At 61.4% G+C, this 24,923-nt stretch carries 38 protein-coding genes and 1 tRNA gene; 31 read left to right on the top strand and 8 right to left on the bottom strand.

All coding sequences use genetic code 11. The annotated features are described in order from the left end of the window. Positions 1–17: 17 nt before the first annotated feature. The 3 genes from NTH_RS20130 to NTH_RS20120 all read left to right on the top strand — a co-directional run bounded on the left by NTH_RS20130 (position 18) and on the right by NTH_RS20120 (position 3,063). Positions 18–383, top strand: a complete 366-nt coding sequence (locus NTH_RS20130; RefSeq protein ID WP_338531684.1) for an SPW repeat protein — start codon at positions 18–20, stop codon at positions 381–383. A 159-nt stretch (positions 384–542) separates the two neighbouring features. Continuing rightward, complete coding sequence (gene ftsH, locus NTH_RS20125) at positions 543–2,399, top strand: ATP-dependent zinc metalloprotease FtsH (protein WP_338531972.1); 1,857 nt, start codon at positions 543–545, stop codon at positions 2,397–2,399. Then, entirely contained in the window at positions 2,320–3,063 is a 744-nt protein-coding gene (locus NTH_RS20120) for a class I SAM-dependent methyltransferase (protein WP_338531683.1), read from the top strand. Before ftsH ends, NTH_RS20120 begins: the two co-directional genes overlap by 80 nt. A gap of 165 nt (positions 3,064–3,228) precedes the next feature. Here the strand turns inward: NTH_RS20120 and NTH_RS20115 are convergent. The 3 genes from NTH_RS20115 to NTH_RS20105 form a co-directional block, all read right to left on the bottom strand. Continuing rightward, positions 3,229–3,318, bottom strand: a tRNA-Ser gene (locus tag NTH_RS20115). Between the two features lie 79 nt (positions 3,319–3,397). Continuing rightward, positions 3,398–4,552 carry a site-specific integrase gene (locus NTH_RS20110; RefSeq protein WP_338531682.1) on the bottom strand — a complete coding sequence of 385 codons (1,155 nt, stop codon included), beginning with the start codon at positions 4,550–4,552 and terminating at the stop codon, positions 3,398–3,400. Then, complete coding sequence (locus NTH_RS20105) at positions 4,549–5,007, bottom strand: hypothetical protein (protein WP_338531681.1); 459 nt, start codon at positions 5,005–5,007, stop codon at positions 4,549–4,551. The genes NTH_RS20110 and NTH_RS20105 overlap by 4 nt, the downstream gene beginning before the upstream one ends. Before the next feature lie 120 nt (positions 5,008–5,127). Between NTH_RS20105 and NTH_RS20100 the strand changes: the two genes are divergently transcribed. The 12 genes from NTH_RS20100 (at position 5,128) to NTH_RS20045 (ending at position 10,547) form a co-directional block, all read left to right on the top strand. Further along, complete coding sequence (locus NTH_RS20100) at positions 5,128–5,334, top strand: DNA-binding protein (RefSeq protein ID WP_338531680.1); 207 nt, start codon at positions 5,128–5,130, stop codon at positions 5,332–5,334. A gap of 86 nt (positions 5,335–5,420) precedes the next feature. Then, positions 5,421–5,864 (top strand): hypothetical protein, encoded by a 444-nt coding sequence (locus tag NTH_RS20095; RefSeq protein WP_338531679.1) that lies wholly within the window; start codon positions 5,421–5,423, stop codon positions 5,862–5,864. Then, entirely contained in the window at positions 5,861–6,079 is a 219-nt protein-coding gene (locus NTH_RS20090) for a hypothetical protein (protein WP_338531678.1), read from the top strand. Before NTH_RS20095 ends, NTH_RS20090 begins: the two co-directional genes overlap by 4 nt. After that, complete coding sequence (locus NTH_RS20085; RefSeq protein WP_338531677.1) at positions 6,072–6,296, top strand: hypothetical protein; 225 nt, start codon at positions 6,072–6,074, stop codon at positions 6,294–6,296. The genes NTH_RS20090 and NTH_RS20085 overlap by 8 nt, the downstream gene beginning before the upstream one ends. A 190-nt stretch (positions 6,297–6,486) precedes the next feature. Then, positions 6,487–6,891, top strand: a complete 405-nt coding sequence (locus NTH_RS20080; RefSeq protein ID WP_338531676.1) for a single-stranded DNA-binding protein — start codon at positions 6,487–6,489, stop codon at positions 6,889–6,891. 11 nt (positions 6,892–6,902) lie between these two features. Continuing rightward, positions 6,903–7,481 carry a hypothetical protein gene (locus tag NTH_RS20075; RefSeq protein WP_338531675.1) on the top strand — a complete coding sequence of 193 codons (579 nt, stop codon included), beginning with the start codon at positions 6,903–6,905 and terminating at the stop codon, positions 7,479–7,481. Beyond that, positions 7,478–8,425, top strand: a complete 948-nt coding sequence (locus NTH_RS20070) for a DUF7146 domain-containing protein (protein ID WP_338531674.1) — start codon at positions 7,478–7,480, stop codon at positions 8,423–8,425. The genes NTH_RS20075 and NTH_RS20070 overlap by 4 nt, the downstream gene beginning before the upstream one ends. Then, positions 8,422–8,865, top strand: a complete 444-nt coding sequence (locus NTH_RS20065) for a hypothetical protein (protein WP_338531673.1) — start codon at positions 8,422–8,424, stop codon at positions 8,863–8,865. Before NTH_RS20070 ends, NTH_RS20065 begins: the two co-directional genes overlap by 4 nt. Next, positions 8,855–9,199: a hypothetical protein gene (locus NTH_RS20060; protein ID WP_338531672.1), complete on the top strand. Its 345-nt coding sequence runs from the start codon at positions 8,855–8,857 to the stop codon at positions 9,197–9,199. The genes NTH_RS20065 and NTH_RS20060 overlap by 11 nt, the downstream gene beginning before the upstream one ends. Beyond that, positions 9,189–9,506 carry a hypothetical protein gene (locus NTH_RS20055; protein WP_338531671.1) on the top strand — a complete coding sequence of 106 codons (318 nt, stop codon included), beginning with the start codon at positions 9,189–9,191 and terminating at the stop codon, positions 9,504–9,506. The genes NTH_RS20060 and NTH_RS20055 overlap by 11 nt, the downstream gene beginning before the upstream one ends. Continuing rightward, positions 9,503–9,928 (top strand): hypothetical protein, encoded by a 426-nt coding sequence (locus NTH_RS20050; protein WP_338531670.1) that lies wholly within the window; start codon positions 9,503–9,505, stop codon positions 9,926–9,928. Before NTH_RS20055 ends, NTH_RS20050 begins: the two co-directional genes overlap by 4 nt. Then, entirely contained in the window at positions 9,900–10,547 is a 648-nt protein-coding gene (locus NTH_RS20045) for a DUF6362 family protein (protein WP_338531669.1), read from the top strand. Before NTH_RS20050 ends, NTH_RS20045 begins: the two co-directional genes overlap by 29 nt. A 41-nt stretch (positions 10,548–10,588) precedes the next feature. Here the strand turns inward: NTH_RS20045 and NTH_RS20040 are convergent, their stop codons facing one another. Then, complete coding sequence (locus tag NTH_RS20040; protein ID WP_338531668.1) at positions 10,589–10,765, bottom strand: hypothetical protein; 177 nt, start codon at positions 10,763–10,765, stop codon at positions 10,589–10,591. 74 nt (positions 10,766–10,839) lie between these two features. Beyond that, a complete protein-coding gene (locus tag NTH_RS20035) occupies positions 10,840–11,085 on the bottom strand; it encodes a hypothetical protein (protein WP_338531667.1) in 246 nt (81 codons plus the stop codon). 46 nt (positions 11,086–11,131) lie between these two features. Here NTH_RS20035 and NTH_RS20030 point away from each other — a divergent pair, with 46 nt between their 5' ends. Beyond that, positions 11,132–11,524: an HNH endonuclease gene (locus tag NTH_RS20030; RefSeq protein WP_338531666.1), complete on the top strand. Its 393-nt coding sequence runs from the start codon at positions 11,132–11,134 to the stop codon at positions 11,522–11,524. Between the two features lie 61 nt (positions 11,525–11,585). Here the strand turns inward: NTH_RS20030 and NTH_RS20025 are convergent, their stop codons facing one another. Both NTH_RS20025 and NTH_RS20020 read right to left on the bottom strand, forming a co-directional pair. Then, the gene (locus NTH_RS20025; RefSeq protein WP_338531665.1) at positions 11,586–12,263 is read right to left on the bottom strand and encodes a hypothetical protein; all 678 of its coding nucleotides are present in this window, start codon (positions 12,261–12,263) and stop codon (positions 11,586–11,588) included. A gap of 9 nt (positions 12,264–12,272) precedes the next feature. After that, positions 12,273–12,587, bottom strand: a complete 315-nt coding sequence (locus NTH_RS20020; RefSeq protein WP_338531664.1) for a hypothetical protein — start codon at positions 12,585–12,587, stop codon at positions 12,273–12,275. A gap of 207 nt (positions 12,588–12,794) precedes the next feature. Between NTH_RS20020 and NTH_RS20015 the strand changes: the two genes are divergently transcribed. From NTH_RS20015 to istB, 5 genes are all read left to right on the top strand, one after another. Next, positions 12,795–13,229 (top strand): P27 family phage terminase small subunit, encoded by a 435-nt coding sequence (locus NTH_RS20015; protein WP_338531663.1) that lies wholly within the window; start codon positions 12,795–12,797, stop codon positions 13,227–13,229. Further along, complete coding sequence (locus NTH_RS20010; RefSeq protein ID WP_338531662.1) at positions 13,201–15,018, top strand: terminase large subunit; 1,818 nt, start codon at positions 13,201–13,203, stop codon at positions 15,016–15,018. Before NTH_RS20015 ends, NTH_RS20010 begins: the two co-directional genes overlap by 29 nt. Positions 15,019–15,146: 128 nt before the next feature. Further along, a complete protein-coding gene (locus NTH_RS20005) occupies positions 15,147–16,292 on the top strand; it encodes a phage portal protein (protein ID WP_338531661.1) in 1,146 nt (381 codons plus the stop codon). 178 nt (positions 16,293–16,470) lie between these two features. Further along, complete coding sequence (gene istA, locus NTH_RS20000) at positions 16,471–17,970, top strand: IS21 family transposase (protein ID WP_338528863.1); 1,500 nt, start codon at positions 16,471–16,473, stop codon at positions 17,968–17,970. Continuing rightward, positions 17,967–18,704, top strand: coding sequence for an IS21-like element helper ATPase IstB (istB, locus tag NTH_RS19995; RefSeq protein WP_422392347.1), 738 nt, complete (start codon positions 17,967–17,969; stop codon positions 18,702–18,704). The genes istA and istB overlap by 4 nt, the downstream gene beginning before the upstream one ends. A gap of 83 nt (positions 18,705–18,787) precedes the next feature. On the opposite strand, the gene NTH_RS19990 is transcribed toward istB, so the two are convergent. Then, on the bottom strand, positions 18,788–18,967 hold the full coding sequence (locus NTH_RS19990; protein WP_338531660.1) for a hypothetical protein: 180 nt from the start codon (positions 18,965–18,967) through the stop codon (positions 18,788–18,790). Here NTH_RS19990 and NTH_RS19985 point away from each other — a divergent pair. The 10 genes from NTH_RS19985 (at position 18,881) to NTH_RS19940 (ending at position 24,122) form a co-directional block, all read left to right on the top strand. Beyond that, complete coding sequence (locus NTH_RS19985; RefSeq protein WP_338531971.1) at positions 18,881–19,354, top strand: HK97 family phage prohead protease; 474 nt, start codon at positions 18,881–18,883, stop codon at positions 19,352–19,354. The two genes, NTH_RS19990 and NTH_RS19985, sit on opposite strands and share 87 nt — an antisense overlap. 46 nt (positions 19,355–19,400) lie before the next feature. Beyond that, positions 19,401–20,675, top strand: a complete 1,275-nt coding sequence (locus tag NTH_RS19980; protein ID WP_338531659.1) for a phage major capsid protein — start codon at positions 19,401–19,403, stop codon at positions 20,673–20,675. Between the two features lie 65 nt (positions 20,676–20,740). Continuing rightward, positions 20,741–20,926: a hypothetical protein gene (locus tag NTH_RS19975; RefSeq protein WP_338531658.1), complete on the top strand. Its 186-nt coding sequence runs from the start codon at positions 20,741–20,743 to the stop codon at positions 20,924–20,926. 5 nt (positions 20,927–20,931) lie between these two features. Beyond that, on the top strand, positions 20,932–21,516 hold the full coding sequence (locus NTH_RS19970; RefSeq protein WP_338531657.1) for a head-tail connector protein: 585 nt from the start codon (positions 20,932–20,934) through the stop codon (positions 21,514–21,516). Continuing rightward, entirely contained in the window at positions 21,516–21,854 is a 339-nt protein-coding gene (locus NTH_RS19965; protein ID WP_338531656.1) for a phage head closure protein, read from the top strand. Before NTH_RS19970 ends, NTH_RS19965 begins: the two co-directional genes overlap by 1 nt. After that, complete coding sequence (locus tag NTH_RS19960; protein ID WP_338531655.1) at positions 21,854–22,306, top strand: HK97-gp10 family putative phage morphogenesis protein; 453 nt, start codon at positions 21,854–21,856, stop codon at positions 22,304–22,306. The genes NTH_RS19965 and NTH_RS19960 overlap by 1 nt, the downstream gene beginning before the upstream one ends. 3 nt (positions 22,307–22,309) lie before the next feature. Continuing rightward, a complete protein-coding gene (gene gp17 / locus NTH_RS19955; protein WP_338531654.1) occupies positions 22,310–22,705 on the top strand; it encodes a tail completion protein gp17 in 396 nt (131 codons plus the stop codon). Between the two features lie 11 nt (positions 22,706–22,716). Beyond that, positions 22,717–23,427, top strand: coding sequence for a phage tail tube protein (locus NTH_RS19950; protein WP_338531653.1), 711 nt, complete (start codon positions 22,717–22,719; stop codon positions 23,425–23,427). 9 nt (positions 23,428–23,436) lie between these two features. Further along, positions 23,437–23,811 carry a hypothetical protein gene (locus NTH_RS19945; protein ID WP_338531652.1) on the top strand — a complete coding sequence of 125 codons (375 nt, stop codon included), beginning with the start codon at positions 23,437–23,439 and terminating at the stop codon, positions 23,809–23,811. A 50-nt stretch (positions 23,812–23,861) separates the two neighbouring features. Further along, positions 23,862–24,122: a hypothetical protein gene (locus NTH_RS19940; protein ID WP_338531651.1), complete on the top strand. Its 261-nt coding sequence runs from the start codon at positions 23,862–23,864 to the stop codon at positions 24,120–24,122. Positions 24,123–24,923 lie beyond the last annotated feature (801 nt).

Below are 24,923 nucleotides of genomic sequence, written 5' to 3'. Positions count from 1 at the left end.
ACAAGGAGGAATGAACGATGTTGAAGTCTCTGTCTTCCGATAACCGGACGGCTTTCGATATCGCCAATATCGTCGCCGGTCTCGGTCTTCTGCTGTCGCCCTGGTATCTGGGCTATACGGCCGAAACCCATGCCGCATGGAATGCCTGGATCGTCGGCGCTGCCGTGACTCTGATCGCGCTTGCCGCGCTTTTGGCGTTCCATCAGCTTGAAGAATGGGCCAATGTCGTGCTCGGCCTTTGGGCCGTTATCGCGCCCTGGGTCATCGGCTTCTCGGCCATCGCGAGCGCGATGTGGGTCCATGTGATTGCCGGCCTCGTCGTCGCCGTTCTGGCGGCGATCAGCCTGTGGCTCGACAGCGGCCGGTCGTTTTCGACGGCGTGACGCTATAGCCGGCCCGGCCCCGTGCCGGGCCAGCTTCGCAGCGCCCAGGCCTTTTGCGCCTGAGCTTCGGAGCCAGCGCAGTTCGCCGACCTTCGTCCCAACCGTGGCAACCAATGCCGAACGCGCCTCATCGGCGGATCGGGTCGGGGAGGGGACATGATGGAGATGGACAGGAAAACGCAGTTCAACATCTGGTATTGGATAGCCGCCTTCTTCATCCTGATGGCGTTCCAGTATCTTTTCACGACCGCCACCCAGGTGGCGCAGATTCCATACAGCCAGTTCGAGGCCTATCTCGACGAGGGCAGGATAGCGGAAGTCGCGGTGTCGGACCGCTTCATCCAGGGAACGTTCACGCAGCCCGTCGACGGGCGGCCGATGTTCGTCACCACCCGCGTCGAGCCCGAGCTGGCCCAGCGGCTTCGAGAACGCGGCGTGGTGGTCACCGGCCAGATCGAAAGCACCTTCCTGCGCGATCTGCTGTCCTGGGTCGTGCCGGTGGTGCTGTTTGTCGGCATCTGGATGTTCATTCTCAATCGCATGGGCGGCGGCTTCGGCGGCGGACTGATGCAGATCGGCAAGTCCAAGGCCAGGATCTACGTCCAATCGGACACCGGCGTCACCTTCGCGGATGTGGCCGGCGTCGACGAAGCCAAGGACGAGCTCAAGGAGATCGTCGATTTCCTGAAGGACCCGCGGGGCTATGGCCGCCTGGGAGGACGCATGCCGAAGGGCGTTCTGCTCGTCGGCCCGCCCGGCACCGGCAAGACCCTGCTCGCCAAGGCCGTGGCCGGCGAGGCCGGCGTGCCCTTCTTCTCCATTTCCGGTTCGGAGTTCGTCGAAATGTTCGTCGGCGTCGGCGCTGCGCGCGTGCGCGACCTGTTCGAGCAGGCCCGCGCCAAGGCCCCGGCCATCATCTTCATCGACGAGCTCGACGCGCTCGGCCGCGCCCGTGGCATCGGCCCGATGGCCGGCGGGCACGACGAGAAGGAGCAGACGCTCAACCAGTTGCTCGTCGAACTCGACGGCTTCGATTCCTCGACGGGGCTGGTTCTGCTGGCCGCGACAAACCGTCCCGAAATCCTCGACCCGGCGCTGCTGCGCGCCGGCCGCTTCGACCGTCAGGTGCTGGTCGACCGGCCGGACAAGCGGGGCCGCATCCAGATCCTTGAAGTGCATCTGAAAAAGGCCAGGCTCGCGCCGGACGTCGAACCGGAGAAGATCGCGGCGCTGACCCCCGGCTTCACCGGAGCGGACCTTGCCAACCTCGTCAACGAAGCCACATTGCTCGCCACCCGCCGCAGGGCGGAAGCCGTGACGATGGAGGATTTCAACAACGCGGTCGAGCGCATCGTCGCCGGCCTCGAAAAGCGCAACCGGCTGCTCAATCCGAAGGAGCGGGAGGTCGTCGCCTATCACGAGATGGGCCACGCGCTGGTGGCGATGGCGCTGCCGGGCGCCGACCCCGTCCACAAGGTCTCGATCATCCCGCGCGGCATCGGCGCGCTCGGCTACACCATCCAGCGGCCGACCGAGGACCGTTTCCTGATGACGCTCGAGGAACTGCAGAACAAGATGGCGGTGCTTCTGGGCGGCCGCGCGGCGGAGAAGATCGTCTTCGGCCACCTTTCCACCGGTGCCGCCGACGATCTCGTCAAGGTGACCGACATCGCCCGCGCCATCGTCACCCGCTACGGCATGTCCGAGAAGGTCGGCCATATCGCGCTGGAGAAGGACCGGCGCTCGTTCCTGGCCACCGACCAGCCCTACTACGGCCCGCAGGAGCGCTGCTATTCCGACGAGACGGCCGCCGCGGTGGATGAAGAGGTGCGCCGTATCGTCGACGAGACCTTCGGCCGAACCGTCGCTCTGCTGACGGAACGCCGCGACGCGCTGGAGCGAACCGCCCGCCGTCTGCTGGAAAAGGAGACCCTCGATGAGAGGGAAATACGGGAGTTGGTCGACGAGACGAGGCGCTCTGTTGGTGAGGACGAAAACGAGCCGGCCGCAGTCTAGCCCCGCCAACCGGCTCGACGCGGCCCTTCAGAGGCTGAGCATGAGCCAACCCAGCATCATATTGTGGCCGTTCGTAGCTGGCGGCCGAAGACGACGAAGCGGTGAACCACGTCTACGCCGTAGCCCCCTTTTAAAACTGAGGCACGAGCGAACGGCGACAATGGGAGTGAATTGCGGAAGTTACCTCACGCTGGCAATGGGTCGTGATTTCCGTACACTTGCTCATATCATGGCTACTGGCGTTTCACTACGGATTGCTGGGTTTGTTGCGGCTCTTCCACTAAAGGACGGTCTCCGTGTACTGGAGATCGGATGCGGTCCCGGCGTGGCTGCTCGTGAGGTAGCTCGGCGCATTGGGAACGGGTTCATTCTGGCAATCGACCGTTCGGAAAAGGCGATCAGGCTGGCGCGAGCAGGATCGGCGAGCGAGATAGCGTCGGGTCATCTCAATTTCAGGCATGCCGCAATCGAAGATTTTGAGTTGAGCGCAAGCGATGATCTCTTTGACATGGCATTTGCTATGCGGGTCGGGGTGCTCGATGGGCGGCATCCAGAAGCCGGCCGACAGGCGCTGATGCGCATCAAGTCTGCCTTGAAGCCAAACGGCCGGCTCTTCATCGATGGCGGCAAATCTGTGAGGGAAATCAACTTGCGTAGCGGATGAGGGAGACGTGCGTCCTCACGGAAAGGGCTGCTTAGGGGCCGATAGCAGCCGTCGCTGATCCTCGATATATATCGGGCTGTAGCGTCGCACCGGCCGTTCGCTATGCCGATTGGCAGGCGGAGACCGGCGGCAATATCGCGCCATAAAGGGCAATCGGGCGGTGCTTGGCGGAGGGAGTGGGATTCGAACCCACGGTGGGCTTGCACCCACGCCGGTTTTCAAGACCGGTGCCTTAAACCGCTCGGCCATCCCTCCAGCATTGATTTCGTTAGCGTTTCTGGTTTACGGCGGTGCGGAATTTCGCCATTGCTACCATTTTGCTACCGAACGCAATTTACGGCCTCGGCTTTACCGCGCTCCTGATCGCAGCGTCAACCTGTTCCGCGGCATCTGCCTGCATTCCCGGCATGACATGGGAATATAGATCGAGCGTGATCCCGATAGTAGAGTGGCCGAGACGCTCGCTAGCCACCTTCGGGTGAACGCCAGCCGCCAGCATCTGCGAGGCATGGGTATGGCGCAAATCGTGGAAGCGGATGCGGGGCAGGGAAGTCTTTCCGATGATCCGCACCCATTCGTGCGTGAGCGAGCGGGGTTGGATTGGTCTCCCGTCGTACTGCGCGACCACAAAGCCATCATCATCGAGGCGGATGCCAAGTCGAAGCTGTTCCTCCGCCTGCCGGGCGCGATGCGCCTTCAACTCGGAGATGACGGTCGAGGACAGTGATACTGTGCGGGCGCGGCCCGACTTTGGTTCCTTATATCGGACGCCATCCTTCGTCTGCTCGGCGCTCTCGACCACTGACAACTGGCGCCGATTGTCGCCAAGCTCGACGTGCCTCCAGCGCAGGGCGAGAATCTCACCACGGCGCAAACCGCACATGACGGCAAGCAGGGTAGGGATGTACATGCGCGTTTGGCGGATAGCTTCCAGAAGCTCGGCGGTCTGTGCAGTATCATAGGCCAGCATCTTCTTGCGCTCGACCTTAGGCGGCGTTGTCGCGGTCGCAGGGTTCTTTACCAGCCTTTCCCACGTCACAGCCTGATCCAGAGCCTTGATGAGCACCCGGCGCATGTGGTGGACCGTTCTGGGCGAAAGGCCTCCCTTGCCGTCCCTACGGCCCTCTGTGAGCGCTTTCGATAACGCCCCGTCGATCCGATCGGTTTTCAGCTTCGCCAGCGTCACGTCGCCCAGGAGCGGCGCAACTCCCTTCTGCAGTATTTCCGCATAACGCTCATGGGTTTTCAGGGACACGGACGGCTTCATGAATTTCAGCCACTCGTCGAGGAATTCCGTCACCGACTGCCTGGTTGGTTCAATATAGTTGCCGGACTTCAGGGCCGTGATGAGCCGGGAACATTCTTCCTGCGCCTGGCGCTTGGTACCGGCGAAGCTGTGCCACTTGCGGCGGCGCTTCCCTGCATCATCGTACAGATCGAGGATGATTGCCCACTTGCCAGGGCTGCGCTCGCGGATATGGCCTTTCATCTACCGCCAAACCTTTCGATATGACGCCGAGCTTTCTCCAGGTCGGCCTTCTTGTCGTTAACCCTCTTGAGAGCTTCCGTAAGGCTATCTCCGCTCCTAAGAGCGTCGAATATCTCTGCGACTGTTTCACTCGAAGCGGCTAGCTCCAGTACCATCGGAAGAAGCTCATCCATCCACGATTCAAAGATGTCGAGCACTTCCTCCGGCGGCTCGCCCGTATTCTCATCAAGCTTCTTCATCGAGCGGTTGAAAGAGCGAAGTATCGATGTCGCCAATTCGGATGACCGGTTGGCTGCGGTCTCGGCTTCCAAGCTGATTTGACACAAACGCCGCACCGCTTCCGCGCGGGTGCCAATCTTATTCCGGAAGCGCCAGTCGTCGATCGCATCAATCTCCGCCGGCGATATCAGCATGTGAAGCCGTTCTGTCTTCTTCTGTTCGTTCTTGTCGGCCACTGGCGCCAGAATCCTTCTGGTGAATTAGCATGCACCATATGCGCATATCGCCTTGCCAACAATCCCAGATCGTGCCATGTAGTTAATGCGCAGTATGCGCATATAGAACGGAAGGCGATCATGACCCTTGACGAAGCATTGAGCCGGGCGACTGTCCCGGTGCCTGAAGCCGGGGCGGTGTTTTACGGGCTGGGGCGCAACGCCTCCTATGAGGCCGCTAGGCGCGGCGACATTCCGACGGTCGAGATCGGTGGAAAGAAGATGGCGATCGTCTCCGCCATCGCGCAGCGCCTAGGTCTGGAGACGAAGTTCGGTAGGGCAGCATGAGCGCCACCCTCCAAACGAAACGGCCCGGCCAGGAGTGCCATCCTGCCGGGCCACGGTCCACCGCAACTCCCCCGAAAGGAACGCCAATGAACGCGCACACAGATACCACGCTGCATCACGATGAGACAAGGATCACGTTCAACATCGAAAAGTCCACGCTCGCCAAGCTCAGCATGAGCGAACTTTTTGCTCTGCATAGTGCCATCCAATGTACCTCCGGCGTCGTGTCCGGTCTCATGTGTCAGCCATGGTTCGACAAGGATGACAAGAACACCCTCAACGGCGCCGGCGAACAATTGGAAAGCCTGCTGAATCTGCTGAGTAACCTCCAACAGACCATCTTTGAAACTGCCAAGGACGCTCAACCGCAAGATCCGCGTGAAGCAGAGAAGCGCGCATGGACCATGCTGCAGTACGAAGCAGACCTGTGTGACGTTCTCCCCGATTTCGCGGCGAGAGCGGCAACGCTCTCGGCAACGCAGGCCAGCGTGGAGTTCCAAGCACTGCGCCAACGGAGGGCGGCGGCATGAGCAATCTCACACCTCCCAATCACGTCGATGATCTGCACCAGATCCGCGACGAACTACAGGTTGTTTGGTGCGCACTCACCAATCCTCATCACGGCGAAGAATGCGTGCTCCCGATCGCGGAGCACGTCAGCAGCCTGCATCATCGCCTTGTCCATATTTGCAGCGCGATCCAGCGGGAGCCGCGGCGCACGGTGGGAGGCAAGCCCAATGGCTGATTCCAAAATCACACGCCTGCCGACCGCTGCCAACAGCTACTACACCGTCCGAAAGTCTGGTCGGCATTGGGCGGTGGAGCTTGTGACCCCGGCTCCGGTACACGCCTTGCGCACCAAGCTTCGATTATTCTCTGATCGCGAAGCCGCCGAGGCCGATGCCCGCACGACGGCTGCACAGATGATGCGGCCGTTCAAGATCGGCGGGAGGCGCATATGAAGCTCCTTCGCCTCACCGCAGCTCTGTTGCTGCTCAAGTCTGGCAACGCGCTCCTGTCTATCGGAAGCGCCGTCCTTGCCGAGGCCAAAGCGGAAAGCCGCCTTCACCCTGTCGAGCGCCTATTGCTCGGGTCGATCTGCGGCACCGCCGTATGCGGTCTTTGGATCGCGGCCACGTGGAGGGCTTGGCAATGACAATGCAAGCCTGTGCCTATGGCCGCGTAGGCCAAGACCCTCGGTCGATCGAGACCCGCTCTGGAAAAGCGATGGTTGTCGGCTCCATTGCCGTCAGCATCGACGAAAATGACGCTCCGCCCTTGTGGATCGGCATCGTCGCCTTCGGACGAGTGGCTGAGGATTTTCTCCGCCACAGCAAGGGCGATCTAATCAGCGTGTCCGGCCGCGTCCAGCGGAACTCGTGGACCACGCCGGCCGGTGAGAAAAGGGAGCAACTGCAGATCGTTGCCGACGCCCTGGTTTCCAGTCGTACAGTTCGTCCAGCCGGCGGCCGTAAGCGCGATGCGGATGATCGAACATCTTCCCACCAGTCGCAGCCCCGCTCCGAGCGGGAACTCGATGACGAAATTCCGTTCTGAGGTCGCACTGTATGAGCCACTATCGCAAGATCGACGTGCGTATCTGGAACGACGGGAAATTCAATTCCCTCAGCTCCGATGGCAAACTGGCGTTCTTCATGTTGCTGACGCATCCCATGATGACCGCGCTGGGAGCAATGCGGGGTACGCCCGAAGGGCTCGCCTCCGAAATCGGAATGGACCCGGAACCGTTCAAGGAAGGGTTCCGGGAACTGTTGTCGAAAGGGATGGCGGAACACGACCCGAACGGTAGGCTGATCGCCCTTCCAAACTTCCTCAAATACAACCCCCCGGCCAATCCGAACGCCGTCAGGTCGTGGGTGAAATCACTCGAATTCTTGCCCGAGTGCGAACTGAGAAGCCTTGTAGTTCAACGCGCTAGGGCATCCACGAAAGGGTTCAAGGAACCGTTGCCTGAACCGTTCAGTGAACCAGAGAGCAGAGAACAGAGAACAGAGAGCAGAGAGCAGAGACTCCAACAGTCCAACCACAGGGAAGGAACCTCTCAAGGTAAGCGTCTACGAGAGTATGTGGATGCTGACGGCGTGGTCCACGAGGTCGACTCCAGCGCATGGGGAGGGCAGGAATGAGCGAGGACCTCATCTCCCGCTGCCAGGGCATGTGGAGGGCCATCCTGCCCGCTCTGGGCATTCCAGAGACCGCGCTGACCGGCAGCAAGTGCCCGTGCCCGATTTGTGGCGGCAAGGATCGCTTCCGGTTCGATGACCGAAAGCCCACTGGCTCCGGCTCGTGGATCTGCAATCAGTGCGGGGCCGGCTACGGCGTGCATCTGATCGAGAAGGTGAATGGTTGGACCCGAGGCCAAGCCTTCGATGCGATCAAGGGCGTGCTAGGGAAGGTGTACGTCAGTCCGGACGCAAGCCGTCCGAACGCGCCCGACCTCAAGAAGATGCTTGCCGCTGGGCTGGCCATCTGGAAGGCGGCGGTACCGCCAGCGGCGGGCAATACCTGCGGGCGATATCTCTCCGGCCGCGGGATCACGGAAGTCGCGGATGTAACTTGGCTGCGCCACGGCGACCGGGTTCTTTATCTCGACGAGGCCGGCGAATTCTACGGCCGCTTCTCCGCCATGCTTGCCGTTGTCAGGGGCGCGGACGGGAACGTCGCAGGTCTCCATCGAACATACCTCACGTCCGACGGCCGAAAAGCCGATGTCCCGTCACCGCGGAAGCTTCTCGGCACGATGCCGGAAGGCGCTGCGGTCCGGCTGGCGGATCATGGCGAAGTACTTGGCATAGCCGAGGGCGTTGAGACCGCCCTGTCGGCCACGGCACTGTTTGGCATTCCTTGCTGGTCGGCCTTGAACGCCAACGGCCTCAGGAAATGGTCGCCACCCGACGGCGCGACGGAGATCGTCATCTTCGGGGACAACGACACGAATTTCACCGGCCAGTCAGCGGCGTACGATCTGGCAAACCGGCTGGCGCTCAAGCGCATGGCCGTCCGGGTCGAGATACCGCCCACGCCTGGAGACGACTGGAATGACGTTCTCATGAAGCGAGGTACGGCATGATCGTTAAGCAAGTTGACGGCGGATTGTGGGGTGTTTTCGCCACGAGCGAGAGCGAGCAGCCTGCAGCGGGCCCCTTTGAAACCAATGTCGAGGCATGGCGTGCCGCCGATCGTCTCGACGGAGAGCCGGTCGGCTCGGGCGGGAAGCGAGCAGACTTCATCACCGGTAAGGCTCTTTCCAAGGGTCCAACGCCGGACAGGTCGAGCAAGAAGAAGCGCAAGAAACTGCGGAAGATGAAGCGCGTAGCGGCGAAGGCTCCGCGCTGGCTTCGCAGTGGTGCAGCGGCAACGTTCGATCCTCACGGCAGAAGGAAGCACCGGGACGCGAAGCTGGGAACGTTTGGGCCCGCCTCCGCAGTCCGTCACATCGATCCGGCGGAGTATGCTGGTGCGGCAGGAATATTATCGGGCACGGTTACGGGAGACTCCGATGAGCGATAGCGAAATCAGCGACGAGGAACTCAGGCAGCGCATGTTCAGCGCCTTATTCGGAGGTCGCGTCGGAACGCCTACCGTGGAAAAGCGGAAGCCCCACGCCAGGCGCATCGACAAGCCTGAAAAGCCGCACATCGAGGTCCATGCCGAGCGAATACCATCGGATGCTCCTGGAAATTCCGACTGGAGATACGTCTTCAACAATATCTCCGGCAAACGTCGCATCCAGGTGCAATCTACCAGCGATGTGGAACTCGCTCGCCAACTGATCCGCGAATACGAGGCAGACAGGACCGAGGTCAGGTGGCTCGGGGCGAAAGGAGGGCGCGATGGGCAATGATCCTTGGGATCCGAATAGCTTGATTAGAAGGCGCCTCAACACGTGGTTCAATCGAGACAAGGATGACGCGCCGCCGGTTGCGTTCTCATGTTGGACGCGCCACGGCACGATCCACCTAAAGCCCGGCTATCCTGCGGGTATTCTGCAGTGCGCCGTGACGATCGACGATCGCTACATCGCCATGTTTTCACATCCGCTGCTCGCGGTGGGTTCGATCTGTCAGGGGCAACTGGACAGGGAACTCGGCTTCGATGCGAAAGAGGCTGGCGTGCCCGACGATCTGGCCAAATGGAACGCTGCCGCATGACGGCCAACAAGGGCAAACTCGACGCGCTGCTTGACGGGCTCGGTATCAAGCTCGTGCCGGTCTACCGCCGGCGAGCTGCAGCCCAAAGCCACGCCCGCGGCACGATGCACGAAATCCGCAACCAGCACGGTGATGGCCACCTCATCTTCGTCCTGCGCTGCATCCGGCAGACCAAGAACAACCGCGACGAGCTCTGGAGCGAAACGATAGGCGCGATATCAGACATCCTCACCCAGCGACCGGATTGGGCCATGGATAGGGCAGGGGAGGTCCTCGACGCGTTCGATCGCATTCAACTCGGAGTGCTTCGCGGAGATGCCGTAGCGAGGCGCCCCTGGCCCGTCCGCGCCACGCTGCGCACCCTGATCTACAAGGAACTGGAGAGCATCCTCGATGAGCCGGAGCAACGTCTTGCAGTTTGAACTATCGATCGAGGCAGCAGCGATTGCCGACGCCAGCATCATTGTGAAGGCCAGGATCATCGAGGCAGCGGATACCGTCGCCAACATGGACGTCGGCCGCGTCAGGCCGGCTGCTGTGCGGTCCTTCTGGCCTCAGATCCAGGACGAGACCGTCGGCGGGCATTCGGTAGGGTACGGCGTGAACGGAAACCGGGTACGCTATCGGCCATCGAGCGCGGCAGTCTCGCGAGCCGAGGAGGTCAGCTATGGCTGGATGCTGGAACATGTGCACGACGATGAACGCCGCATCGTCCTAGGCCGGTGGGCCATGTGCCTGGCCGCGCCGCGGATCGCTGGATCGTTCCGCGCATTCTGCAAGAAAACGGGGCGTTCCCGTAGTACGGCGGATCGCCGGATAGACCAGCAAATCAGCGACATTGCTGCCGCCATCCTTAAAAATGCTCAATCGTTACAGGAGCCTAACTGGTCAAGGGTGGTGCCAATGATACCGAATTCCGGTATCGACAGAAATACGATTGCCACTCCCGCGCATTGGATGGCGGAAGGGGCGAAACCCCGTCACATTCCGGAAATGCTCGAGCCGTTGGACGATGCGCAGACGCAGCGCCGAGCCGGGTGACTAGCCCGCGACGCGAGCATGCTTGCGCCAGTCTTTGAAGTTCACTTCTCGGCCGCCCCGTCTTGCTTTCGTGCAGCCAATGCATGGTCAGTCAACTCGGTGAGTACGAACGCAAGAATCTTCTTAATCTCCCGAAGCTGGTCCTCCACAGGCATGTGGGGGCCAATTTTGGTCATGATCTCCTGAGCTCGCTGAATCCGCTCCAGTGCATTGCCCATAACTGCTTCCCCTTCTGTTGGTGCGAGTGAGGAAAACACACATGGCGCGCACCGACAAGCAGCGCGGCTACGCCCTACGGTGCACCCCACCACGCGAAATCCATAAACAGAACCGACAGGATCAGCACCGCAATCGATGAGGCGAGTGCGATACATCCAGCCTTGATCGAGTAGCTCAACCACTCTCTCTCGTCAGGATTTCGAACCCAAAGCACCGTACGCCAGCTCAGGAAGATCACCGAAGCGGGCACCATGAGCACGCTGATGCCGGTGGCGAGAATGACAATCAGTGTCACGACGAGAAAGAGAAAGGTTACCATTCTGGACCCCCTAGCGGTTGAATAATGATCCAGGATGCCTTCATGAATGGCAAGCACAGTGTTCAACGCAGATCGCAAGCAGCGCCACTCACCTGAAGCCCGGCCGCATCGCCACCTCTACCGTGGCAAGCGCTGGCGCGGACAGCACGGCATAAGGCTACAAGCGCTCGTTCGGGACCGATACACCTGCCAACGCTGCGGCTGCACGCTGGTAACGGGCAAGCCGAACCACCCCCGCGCCGCCACGGTCAACCACAAGATCCCGCACAAGGGAGACGAACGGCTATTCTTCGACCTGGCCAACACCGAGAGCGTCTGCAAGACCTGCCACGACGGTCGCATCCAGCGTGAGGAAGAGCGCGGCTATCTCGTCGGTAGTGACGAGACGGGCAGGCCGGTGGATCCGGCTCATCCGTGGAACATCACAGAGAGCTCTTGATCGAACCAGGAGAGGCGGTGGAAGCGCCAGGAACACCCGAGGCTGGTCAGGCGAGAGATGACTACCGTCCTCGCGGCCAACGCGGAAATTGCAGCCGGCGCCGCTTCAGTTCCATTCGCCTGCCCCTGTTTACAACACGCCGTCGCGCAGAAGGAGGCTTGTTATGGGAAATTCTGTCCTGCTTGTTGGCGGGGCCATTCTCGGCGGGTTTGGAGTCGCTGGAGGTCTTATGCTGCTTAACATCTTGACCTTCGGCATCCAGTGCTGGATGTAGCCCTTCGGTTTGCCGGGTCTTCTGAACGACCTGATCAACCAATTCATTGAGGTCCAGCTTAACCTGAGGATTGCATGCCTTGAGCATCATGACGAGCGAGACCACAAACAGCAGTGTTTTTGGGTAGCGCGAAACCAAATATGCGATCGCGCTCCCAACGCCCTCATGCAGCTCCGCTGCGCGCGTTGCTAGTTCCTCCTTGGTGATCTCGCCAGCTTCGGCAGCAGCCACCAAATGCTGTAGGTGGCTGAGAATGTCCCGCGTTATCGGTGGCCCGGAAACAAGTTCCAATCTGCCAGCGCGTTCGTTGAACGTTCCATCGACCAGATTGGCCATTTTGCCACAGTTTGGGCATGTCATTCGGCTGCCAGAGACGGTGATATTGGAGCTGTTCTCAATATGGATTCCGCCCCGCCCATCGAAGATGCAGCCGCAGTGATGGCAATGACCGGGAATGCTAGCCATCAGGTACCATCACCGCTTAGCCATAATCTCTTCAACGTCGGGATCATCGTTCTTGCCGCGGACGGCGAAGCCTTTGCGGCTCAGATTGATCACCAGCAGAAGATCAACGGCAGGGTCGAAAAGAGCAAGATCTTCGATGGAGGTCGCAAGAGATGCCGAACTGTCGTGACTAGACTCGAGCACCAGGAATGATGTTGTTTCTTCCCAGTAGCGACCCTGTGTTAGCGCTTGCGTAGCCTCGACCACGGACGTGTAGCGTTCGTCGTAGCTGCCGTATCCTGTCGTACGATCCGCGATCCTGAACGAAATTGCATACACAGACATGCCGCCCTCTCCCTTCACCCATAGGTAGCGTACCGGAGAGGGTGAGGTTGTCAAACAATACTGGCGGTGCGGCCTTTGTCCTATGGAAGGAGGGGGAGGGTCAAAGTCCACAGCCCTCTGCTCGGAGACCCGCGGCCCCCCTGCAAATTCACCGAGACCAATTTCAAACATAAAAGTTGCAGGCATCCCCGTAGGGGATGAGGTGTCATGAACCTAATCGAAGGAACCGGCGCCATCGTTCCGGAGCCGGACTGGTCGTCGCTGTTTTCCGACGTGCTGGAGATCGCAGCGGCGAAGGAACACTGGCGCATCATCACCACCGAGTTGAAAGAGCGCGGACTGCTGGCATCGGCCAATGGCCATTCCATCCAGCGGCTGGTGTGCGCCTACCTGATGTTCGACCGGATGTATCGTGCGGTCGCAGAGCAAGGCGTGGTGACAAAGCCGAAGCGCGGCAACTCACGAGCCATAGCCAGGGTGAGCCCGTACTTCACCGCGATGCGCGAGGCCGGCTCGGACGCGACGTCGCTGGAATCTGAACTTGGCATTTCGCCGCGTCGTCGGGGTTCCGCGGTGAAGGCAGAGCGAAAGCAGAAGCGGGAACGGGCGGCGGATGCGTATCTCGGCAAGGCCAGCGGCTGACGACCTTGCCACCCTCTATGCGCTCGACGTCCTCGACGGCAAGATCGTCGCCGGGGAATTCGTCCGCGAGGCGTGCAAGCGCCATCTGCGCGACCTGGACGAGGCATCATCGCGCGGCCTCTCGTATGACGTTGCCAAGGCGAAATACAAATGCGGGTTCTTCCCTGCTGTCCTCACGGTCACCGAGGGCACGGCGGCTGGAAAGCCATTCACGCTCCTGCCGTGGCACGGCTTCGTTGTCAGTTCGCTGCATGGCTGGCGCCGCAGTGACGGGCTCCGCCGCTTCCGTATGGCGTGGCTGGAGACTGGAAAGGGGCAGGCTAAGTCGCCGCTGATGGCCGGCATGGGCGTCGACATGATGGGCTTCGACGGCAAGGACCGCGCCGAAGTCTATGCCATTGCCGGCGACAAGGACCAGGCGAACGTCCTGTTCAAGGATGCGGTCGCCATGTGCCGGGCAACCATCCCGGATTGCGACGACGGTGACAGCCTGGAGGCGCGGGGAAACGTCATCATCCGCGGTGTCGGCGACAACGCCTGGAAGATCGAACACCGGGAGACCGGTTCGAAGTTCCAGAGCATGGCGAGCGTGGATTCGATTTCCGGTCCCCGTCCCTATGCGGTGCTGGCCGACGAGATCCATGAGTTCAAGACGAGCTATTCACTCCAGATCTGGAAGGCCGCGATCGACAAGATGAGCGGCGATCCGCTGATGATCCTGGGCACCAACACGCCGGCGTCCAACCAGATCGTCGGGACCGAGTATTCGGAGCTTTTCCAGAAGATCGTCACCGGCCAGGCCGAAGACGACAGCCTGTTCGGCTTCATCGCCCGCGTCGACAAGGGCGACCATGAAACCGTATTCGACAATGAAGACTGCTGGCAGAAGGCGCTTCCGGCGCTCGGGGTGACATACCCGATCGACAACATCAGGAAACGGGTCACGACGGCCAAGCTGATGCTGTCGGAAGCGCTGGCGACGAAGCGGCTGTATTTCGGGATACCTGTTGGGACAGACGGCTTCTGGATCTCGGAAGATGCCTGGAATGCGGTTCAGGGCGAGGTCGACGAGGCGGAGCTGGCCGGCTCTCCTTGCTGGCTCGGGCTGGACCTGTCGAAGAAAAACGATCTCACCGCGCTCACCGCATGCTGGCGCAAGAATGGCAAGCTGTTCGTCAAGACCTGGTACTTCACGACGAAGGCCGGCATCCACGACCGGGCGCGCGATGACAACGCGCCCTATGACCAATGGGCGGAAAAGGGCCTGATCGAGGCCGTTCCCGGCGCCACCATCGACTACGAGTTCGTCGCGGCCAAGGTGCAGGCTCTCTGCGGAAAGCATGATGTTCGGTTTCTCGCCTTCGACCCGGCCAAGATCGGCGACTTCATCGACGCGTGCGGCCGCATCGGTTTCGATGCCTGGAAGTTCGAGGGACCGGAAGAGCCAACGGGCGAAGGACTGATGCTGGTCAGGCACGGGCAGGGCACCCGCATCGTTTTTCAGGAGCGGGCGCTGTGCATGCCTCGCTCCGTCGAGCAGTTGGAAGACGCCATTCTGGCCGGCTCCATCACGATCGAGGCGAGCCCGGTGACGACGATGTGCGCGGCCAATGCGGCAATCGCCTCCGATGCCATGAACAACCGCGCGTTTGACAAGAAGCGCAGCCGGGGCCGCATCGACGGCATGGTTTCCATCGCCGAAGCGGTCGGAGCGGCGAACGCCGAACTGGTCCCGGCCCCACCGACGTCCCCTTGGGACGATCCCGATTTCAAATACGAGGCAGCCTGATGGGCTTCATGGACCGATTGTTCGCACGAGAGGAAAGGGCTTCGGTCGAAGACCCGCGCGTTCCGATCTCGTCGCCGAACATCATCGCCTTTCTTGGCCTCGACGCCCTGTCGGCATCCGGCGAGACGGTGACGATCGACAGCGCCCTTGGCGTGCCCGCGATCTGGGCTGCGGTGAACTTTCTGCCCGGCACGCTCGCCGGTCTTCCGTTGCACCTCTACAAGCGCACCAGTGCAGGCCGCGAGCGGGTGACGGGCGGGCTCGCAACGATCCTGCACGATGCCGTCAATCCCGGCATGTCGTCGTTCGACTGGCGCATGTACATGTTCGGCCAGGTGTTCACCGAAGGCCGTGGCGTCTCGTTCATCGAGCGCAACGCCGGCGGCAAGCCCTTGAACATATGGCCGCTGGATCCATGCGGCGTGACGGTCAAGCGCTTTGAGGGCCGGAAGCTCTACGAGTACAAGGACGGCTCCAGCAGGAAGGTCACCTACGAGGCCTCCGAAGTCATCGACATTCCGTTCATGCTGAAGCGGGACATGCTCGGTCACCGCTCGCCGATCCTGACCAACAAGGATGTCATCGGCCTTGCCCAGGCGGTGACGAAGTACGGATCGAAGTTCTTCCAGAACGGTGGTGTCCCGCCGTTCGCGATCGAGGGCCCGTTCCAGTCGGCGGGTGCGCTCCAGCGTTCGGCCGAAGACCTGGCCGCCGCCGTGCAGAAGGCGGCGAAGGAAAACCGGCTGGCCCTCTCACTGCCGGCCGGGCACACGATAAAGCAACTCGGCGCCGATCCGGAGAAGTCTCAGCTCGTCGAACTGCAGCGATTCATCATTGAGCAGATCGCCCGCATCTACTCGCTGCCGCCGACCTTCCTGCAAGACCTCACGCACGGGACCTTTTCGAACACAGAGCAGCAGGACCTCCATTTCGTGAAGCACACGATGCGGCGGTGGATTCAGCAGTTCGAGCAGGAAGTGAACCTGAAACTCTTCGGCCGTGTGAACAACCGCCAATACGTCGAAATGAATGTGGACGGTCTTCTTCGCGGCGACTTCAAGGCACGCATGGAAGGTTACGCGAAGGGCATCCAAAACGCAATTCTCAAGCCCAACGAGGCACGCCGTCGCGAGAATCTGCCCGATGATCCGGAAGGCGACAAGCTTCTAATCCAGGGTGCGACCGCACCTCTCGGCAGTCAGCCGGCTCGCGGTATCGGCGACAATGGCGGGCCGCCTTTGAATGACAACGAAGGGAACGACGATGCAGCGTGAAATCCGTGGCGGCATCCCCGCCGAAATCCGCGCCGACGACGATGGGATTCGGGTGTCGGGATGTGATTTTTCATGGAATAGGGACCCCGTTTGAGGGGTAATTTTTATCCAAAAGGGACCCCTGAGACACAGGGGCATCAGACTGCCTCCGATTGTCATCGGAGGCATTTGTTTTTGGATGTTGGTTGTGGAAACGATCGCGAAGATACGCCGTGCCTATTTTGTCCATGGGAAGCCCATCAAGGCGATTTGCCGCGAGTTGAATGTCTCGCGCAAAGTGGTGCGCAAGGTAGTGCGCTCGGAGGCGACGGAGTTTCGCTACGAGCGCAAACATCAGCCGATGCCAAGCATGGGTGCCTGGCGGGATGAGCTGGAGCGGCTGTTGTCGGCCAATGCGGCGAAGCCATCGCGTGAGCAGCTGACCCTGATGCGGGTTTTTGAAGAGCTTCGGGGCCTCGGCTATGAGGGCAGCTACAGTTCGGTCTGGCGGCATGCGCAGGCCTGGAAAGAGAAGCGCGGCAGCACCTCCGTCGCCGCCTATGTGCCGCTGAGCTTTGCACCGGGCGAGGCCTACCAGTTCGACTGGAGCCACGAGATCGTGGTGCTGGGCGGTGCGACGACCACGGTGAAGGTTGCGCATGTGCGGCTGTGCCACAGTCGGATGCTGTTCGTGCGGGCCTATCCGCGCGAGACGCAGGAGATGGTGTTCGATGCCCATGACCGGGCGTTTGCCTTCTTCCGGGGCACCTGCACGCGCGGCATCTACGATAACATGAAGACGGCGGTGGAGACCGTCTTCGTCGGCAAGGACCGCCAGTTCAACCGCCGCTTCCTGCAGATGTGCAGCCACTATCTTGTCGAGCCGGTCGCCTGCACGCCGGCCTCGGGCTGGGAGAAGGGCCAGGTTGAGAACCAGGTCGGGCTGGTGCGCCGGCGCTTCTTCACACCGCGGTTGCGCTTCAGGAACTATGAGGAGTTGAACGCCTGGCTGCTCGACCAGTGCGTCGTCTTTGCCAAGGCGCATCGCCATTCCGAGCGGCCCGAGCAGACGGTCTGGGAAGCCTTCGAGGCTGAACGGGCAAGCCTGGTGCCCTATGCCGGCCACTTCGATGGATTCCACGCCGTGCCGGCCTCGGTGTCGAAGACCTGCCTGGTGCGCTTCGACAACAACAAATACTCCGTCATGGCCAGCGCGCTCGGCCGGCCGGTGGAGATCCAGGCCTATGCCGACCGGATCGTGATCCGCCAGGATGGGGTGATCGTCGGCGAGCATCGCCGCGCCTTTGGCCGCGGCAAGACCGTCTACGACCCTTGGCACTATGTGCCGGTTCTGGCCCGCAAGCCGGGCGCGCTGCGCAACGGCGCGCCCTTCAAGGACTGGATGCTGCCCAGCAGCCTGGAGCGGATACGCCGCAAGCTTGCCCGTTCTGACGACGGAGACCGGCAGATGGTGAGCATTCTGTCGGCCGTGCTGAGCGACGGCATGCCGGCGGTGGAAGCCGCCTGCGCAGAAGCGTTGCGTGAGGGTGCCTGCTCGGCCGATGTCATCCTCAACATCCTGGCGCGTCGACGCGAGACGGCGCGGCCACCGACTATGGCCACGCCGGCCGGCCTCAAGCTTCACCATGAACCCACGGCAGATTGCAGCCGATACGATCAATTGAGGAGAGCCGTATGATGGACCGCACCGACATTCTCGCCACCATGGGATCGCTGAAGCTCTTCGGCATGAAGGCGGCCTATGACGAGATCATTCGAACCGCCGTGAAGCGCCAACACGAGCCGCAGCGCATCATCGCCGACCTGCTCAATGCAGAGATATCCGAGAAGAAGGCGCGCTCGATCAAATACCAGATGACGATCGCCAAGCTGCCGCTGGCCAAGGAGATCGAGGACTTCGTCTTCGACGGCACACCGATCAACGAGACGCTGGTGCGTGATCTGGCCGGCGGCAACTTCCTCGCCCATCAGCGCAACGCCGTCCTCGTCGGCGGCACCGGAACCGGCAAGACCCATCTCGCCGTCGCCATCGCCCGCGCCTGCATCCGTGACGGCGCGCGCGGCCGCTTCTTCAACGTCGTCGACCTCGTCAACCAGCTCGAGGCCGAGGCCCGGGCCGGGCGCCAGGGGCGGCTCAACGATCGGCTGTGTCGCCTGGACTTCGTCATTCTCGATGAACTTGGCTATCTGCCTTTCGCTCAGGCCGGCGGGCAGCTCCTGTTCCACCTCATCAGCCGGCTCTATGAGCAGACATCGGTGATCGTCACCACCAATCTCACCTTTGGCGAATGGCCGACTGTCTTCGGCGACGCCAAGATGACCACGGCACTGCTCGATCGGCTCACCCATCACTGCGACATCATCGAGACCGGCAACGACAGCTGGCGCTTCAAGAACCGCTCTCAAAGCTAAAGCCGAAAGGCCAATCAGGCGCACTCGACCGGGCTGCGCAAACTCGACCAGCTCCACCCGGTCGAGCGCTCACATCGTGCCCGTCAAAGGGGTCCCTTTTGGACGAAAAAACGGGGTCCCGTTTCCGCGATCATTGACAGTCGGGATATGCCGCTGTCTTCAATGAAGAGGCGGACATTGCTGGCCTGTTCCGGGAAGTCATCAAGCCGGGCGCTTTTCGGGAGGCCATCGGCCGTGACGACGTTGTGTTCCTGATCAACCATGAGGGCCTGCCGCTGGCGCGCACGCGTTCGAAGACGCTGAAGCTTTCGGAGGATGACAAAGGCCTGCGGATGGAAACGATGCTCGACGCCGAGGACCCGGACGTGAAGTCGATCATCGGCAAGATGCGGCGCGGCGACCTGGACAAGATGTCATTCGCCTTTCGCGCCGAGGTACAGGAGTGGGACGATACGCAAGACCTGCCCCTCAGGACGATCAAGAAGGCGTCCCTGTTTGATGTCTCTATCGTCACCACGCCCGCATACGAGGGCACCGAGATCGGCCTGCGCAGCCTCGATCAGGCGCGCAAGGCCCAGAACTTTCATGCTGCGCAGAAGCGTATCCGCATGAAGATGAACCTCGCTCTTAGGGAGCGGGAGAACGGCTGACAGCGCCTGCTGCGGCCCATTCACCTCAACAATCCAGGAGAATATCATGTCCGTACAGCTCAAAGAGCTGCGCGAGCAGCAGGCACGTATTGCCACCAACGCTCGCGCGAAATTCGATGAAATCAAAGACGACACGCCGGCTGAACGTGCGAGCGAAATCGAGCGCGAATTCGATGCCATGATGGCCGACTACGACAAGCTCGGCGCGAAGATCGAGCGCATGTCCAAGCTGGAGGAAGCTGAGGAACGCGCCAATGCCGGCGACCCGCGCCGGCCTCGTGGTGATGACGGCGAGGCCCGTGGCGGCGGTGGCGACACTCCGCCTGAATATGACGAGGTGTTCGGGAAGGCGGTTCGCTTCGGTGCCGCATCACTGACCAGCGAGGAGCGGAGCGTTCTGCTGAGCGGTCGCACGGATGTGCCGGAAGAAGTCCGCGCCCAGTCCACCGCGACCGAATCCGCCGGCGGCTATACCGTGCCTGAAGGCTTCTCCGGCGAGATCGACAAGGCCATGGCCGCCTGGGGCCCGATGTGGGATGCGACCATCGTCCGTGAACTGAACACCTCGACCGGCAACCATCTGCCGTGGCCGACGGTGGACGATACCTCTCAGACGGGCGAAGCCAAAGCCGAGAACGCCGCAGCGACCGATGACGGCTCCGGTGACGTCGTGTTCGGCGAGAAGTCGTTCGACGCCTATGTGTACGATACCAAGATCGTCCGCATCCCGTTCGAGCTGCTTCAGGACTCCGCCTTCGATATGGAGGCGCTTCTGAACGATCTGTTCGGCGAACGCCTTGGCCGCCGTGCCAATACCGTCCTCACCACGGGCACTGGCACCAACCAGCCGCACGGCATCGTCACGGCGTCCTCGCTTGGCAAGACCGCCGCCTCGGGCACGGCGCTGGATTCGGACGAAATCATCGATCTCTTCCACTCAGTCGACCCGGCCTATCGCGGCTCTCCGAAGTGTCGCTGGCAGTTCAACGACACCACGCTTGCCGCCATCCGCAAGCTGAAGGACGGGCAGGGCAATTACCTGTGGCAGATGGGCGACGTGCGCACCGGCGAACCGGATCGGCTCCTGGCGAAGCCATATTCGGTCAATCAGGCGATGGCCTCTCCCGGTCTTTCCGCCAAGCCGATCATCTTCGGCGATCACAGCCGCTACATCGTGCGCAAGGTCCGTGGCTTCACCGTCATGACGCTTCGCGAGCGCTACGCCGAGAACTTCCAGATCGGCATGATCGGCTTCAAGCGTTTCGATGGCGATCTGCTGAATACGGCGGCCGTCAAGCACATGGCCATGGCAGCCGCGTAATCGGCTTCGGCTTTGCAAGGCGGGCGGCTTCGGTCGCCCGCTCTCAAAACCGAAGGAGAGCTACGATGAAAGTGAAACTCCTGATCTCCCGCGCCGGAGCCGGGTTCGTCCAGAAGGTCGGCGACGTCGTCGATGTGTCGGACGCGGAGGCCAAGCGGCTTTTCGAGTCTTCGCCACCGAAGGCAGTGCCGGTCCGCGACGACGGCGTCGAGCCTGAGAAGGCGGTCAAATCCCGTCGCCGTGGAAAGTGACTGCTATGTGGCATGGTGTTTCCGTCACCGGCAAGCCGAACGGCAGCCCGATCACGGTCGCTGACCTGAAGGCGCGGCTGCGGATCGACCACGATGATGACGACGTGCTGCTTGCCTCCATGCTGAAGGGCGCTGTCAATCGGATCGATGGCCCGAGCGGCATCGGCTATGCGCTGATGGAGCAGACCTGGCGCAAATCGATGGACTGCTTTCCGTACTGCATCCTTCTGCCTGGCGCGCCGATCAAAAGCATCACGTCCATCAGCTATGTCGACGTGGACGGCGCCAGCCAGACGGTCGACCCCGCCGATTACCGTGCCGACTTTGACAGCGAACCGGTCAGGATCGAGCCCGCCTACAGGAAGGCATGGCCCTCGACGCGGCATGTCATCGGTGCGGTGAAGGTCGAGTATGTTCTTGGCGAAACGGACGCCGCCGATGTCCCGCCCGATCTGATCGATGCCGTATGCCTGCTGGTCGGGCACCGCTACGAGTTCCGGGAAGCGATTGCGGAGGGTTCGATCTCGGAGATCCCGCTCGGCTTCAAGGCCATCACTGATGAGTACCGCCGCGGGACGGTTGCGGCCTGATGCCCGGCGCCGGCAAGCTCGACCGCAAGATCACAATCCGGCGGTTCACCTCCGTCCCGAACGAGTTCAACGAGCCCGTCGAGACCTGGAGCGACTTCCTGCCCAACATATGGGCTCGGCGCGAGGATGTTTCGGACGGAGAGAAGTTCGCAGCCGGTCAGGTCGGGTCGTCGCTCCGCTCGCGCTTTGTGATCAGGTCCTCCACTGCCAGCCGCACCGTGACGCCTGTCGATAGGCTCGTGCACGAGGGCAGCACGTACAACATCCATGGCGTGAAGGAGACGAAGGAGGGCCGGCGCCGGTTCATCGAGATCACCGCCGTGAAGGACAACGACTGATGAAAACCACCGTCAAAGTCGATGGCCTGCGGGAACTGGAAAAGGCGCTTGCCGAGCTGCCGAAGGCGACGGGCAAGAACGTCCTCCGCCGTACCGGCCGGAAAGCACTGGAGCCGATGCGCGACGACGCCCGAGCCAAAGCTCCCAAGGAGGAAGGGCACCTTGAGGGGTCGATCAACATCGGGACGAAGCTGACCCGCCGTCAGGCCAAGCTTCACCGCAAGATGTTCAAGAATGACAAGGCCGCCGTCGAGCTCTTCATGGGGCCGAACGATCCGGCGGCCGTGCCGCAGGAGTTCGGCTGGGAAGATGGTCAGGCGCAGCCGTACATGCGCCCCGCCTGGGATGCCAACAAGTCAGGCGCTCTCGACATCATCAAGAACGAGATGTGGGCCGAGATCGAGAAGGCGGCGAAGCGCCTGGCCCGCAAGGCGGCGAAGGCCAAGGGGTAAGTCATGGAAGAAGCGCTTGTTTCTCTCCTGGTATCCGTCGCCGGGGGGCGGAGATATTGGGGCCGCAAACCTCAGAAGAATCCTGACGGCAGTGAGGTTGAACGCCCTTACGCCGTTCTGAAGCGCATCACCGGGCTGCACGACTACCATCTGCAGGGTGCTTCCGGTTACGTCCAAAGCCGCGTGCAGATCGACTGCTACGGCGAGACATACACGTCATCGAAACACACCGCCCGCGCAGTTATCGCCATCCTCTCAGGCTTTCGCGGCACCGTAGCCGGCACTTTCATCCAAGGCATCTTCATCGATTCCGAACGCGATCTGCCCGCCGCCGATGCCGGCGAGGTCACGCATCTGTTTCGCACCAGCATCGACGTATTCATCCATCATTCTGAATAGGAGCACTTCCCATGCCCGACACTGAAGCCTCCATTGGCTATGGCTCGGTCTTCGAGTTCGCCGATATCGCGACCCCGACCGACTTCACCTACATCGCCGAAGTCTTCAACCTGACGCCGCCGTCCGACACGACGGACGATATCGACGCGACGCACATGCAGTCGCCGAACAAGACCCGTGAGTTCATCGATGGCCTGACCGATCCGGGCGAGGCATCGTTCGAGATGAACTATGTGCCTGGCTCTGCCTCCGACCTGGCGATGATCGCCGCCAAGGGAAAGCGCAAGTGGAACCGCATCACGTTTCCGAACGGCGTCCAGGTGCTGTTCCGCGGTACCCGCAAGGGCTACGAGAAGACGACCCCGACCGATGACAAGCAGACGGCGACCGTCACGATTAAGGTATCGGGCGAGCCGATCCAGACGGCGGCGACCGCTCCGCGGGCGATCGAAGCGCCGTCGATCACCGGCACCGCCCAGGTCGGCGTCCCGCTTACGCTCGATCCCGGCATCTGGGCCGGCGCCAAGGACTTCGCCATCCAGTGGCAGAAGGACAATGCCGGCGACGGCATCTTTGCCGATATCGTGGGCGCCACCGGCATGGCCTATGTGCCCGTCGCCGATGATGTCGGTGACGACATCCGCGTCACCGTCACCGGTTCCAATGACAGTTTCAGCACGGACGCGAACTCGATAGAGACCGCTGCCGTCATCGCGGCTTGAGGCTGATACATGGCAAACCGTCATAAAGGGGAGGTGTCGGCGAAGATCGACGGCACCGAATACACTCTGCGCATTGCCACCAATGAGTGGTGCATGCTTGAGGACGAGTTCGACAAGACCACGGACGAGATCCTCAACGAGTTCTATCAGACGCTCGCGGCCGGCAAGCTCCGCATGCATTTCATCCGGAAGCTGTTCCGTGCGGCGCTGATCGGGCAAAAGCCCGAGATCACCTTGGAGGAAGCGGGCAGCATCATGAGCGATCTCGGCCTGGTTGAAGCCGGCGCGCTGCTCGGCAAGGTCGTCACCGCGTCCATGCCCGACGTCAAGGAGGATGACGCGGCCAAGGCGCGCCCTCCGAAAGCGGCGAAGGCCAAGGCCTAAGCTGGCCCTCGCTGCTTCAGTCATGGGTGGATGCAGAGCAGGACCCGGCGTTGTTCTGGTCCCTGACCCTGCGCGAGATCGACACCATCCTCAAGGGCGTCGTGATCCGCCGCAAACGTGAACGCAACCAGCGGACGGAGATGGTCTGGCACACGGCGTTCATGACGGCCTACGCACCCGCAAAATCCCGCGAGTTCTGGAAACTGAAAGACCTGACGGCCGAACCGAAAGCGGCCTCCGGACGAAAGAACGCCTGGGAATCCGATTTCGCCGCGGCTCAGGCTTGGGTGCGGTCAACGTCTAAACGATAGAGCACCCAACGGAGCTTTCTACAGGATCGATCGGAGTTCTTCATATGCTGTGGCAAAGCCAGTGAGATCGACCGTCATCCGTTCAGCACCGCGTGGCCAAACATGGTACTCGACATAGGCAATGCTCCCCGATTTGAGGGACTCGACTACGCGAGATGGCGATTTCACTGACAGGACCTGGCCGGAGTCGACACGTATTGTCGCATGACGTCCCGGAAAATTGTCGAACCCCGCAAGAATGTGCGGTCCTCGTCCATTTGTGAAAGAGACCTGAAAGGGGATACCGCTTCCAGCGGGGCCGGAGCCAAATTTTCCGGCGTAGCATCGCCGTTCATCCTTGAATTGATCGTTGGTGCATCTGACGGTCCAGCCATGTGCCGTCGTGTTTGCACGCACTTCCTCCTGTATGGATTTGCCGCGTGACAGTAGCTCTCTGGTTTCATCCGGAGCGTGTGATTGACATCCTATCGTCATCAAAGCCGCTCCGATTGCGAATATCTGCTTCACTAGAACGCCCCTCGATCTCCCGCTAATGCGCAAATTCTAAGGAAAGGACTATCGCATGGCAAATGCGGTTATCGGAGCACTCCGGGTGAACCTCGGGATCGACAGCGCTCAGTTCCAGAATGGCCTGAAGAACGCCCAATCCCGCGTCGACAGGTTTGCGCGCACGGCAGCGAAGGCCTTCGCTGCCACAGCCGCCTCTGCCACTGCGATGGCCGGAGCCATCGCCGTTGGCCTGAAAAGGACCATTGACGAAGCCGACGATATGGCGAAGCTCGCCCAGAGCATCGGCGTTCC

It is taken from the genome of Nitratireductor thuwali (assembly GCF_036621415.1).
Taxonomy (GTDB): domain Bacteria; phylum Pseudomonadota; class Alphaproteobacteria; order Rhizobiales; family Rhizobiaceae; genus Chelativorans; species Chelativorans thuwali.
This window is presented reverse-complemented; position numbering and strand designations above follow the sequence as displayed.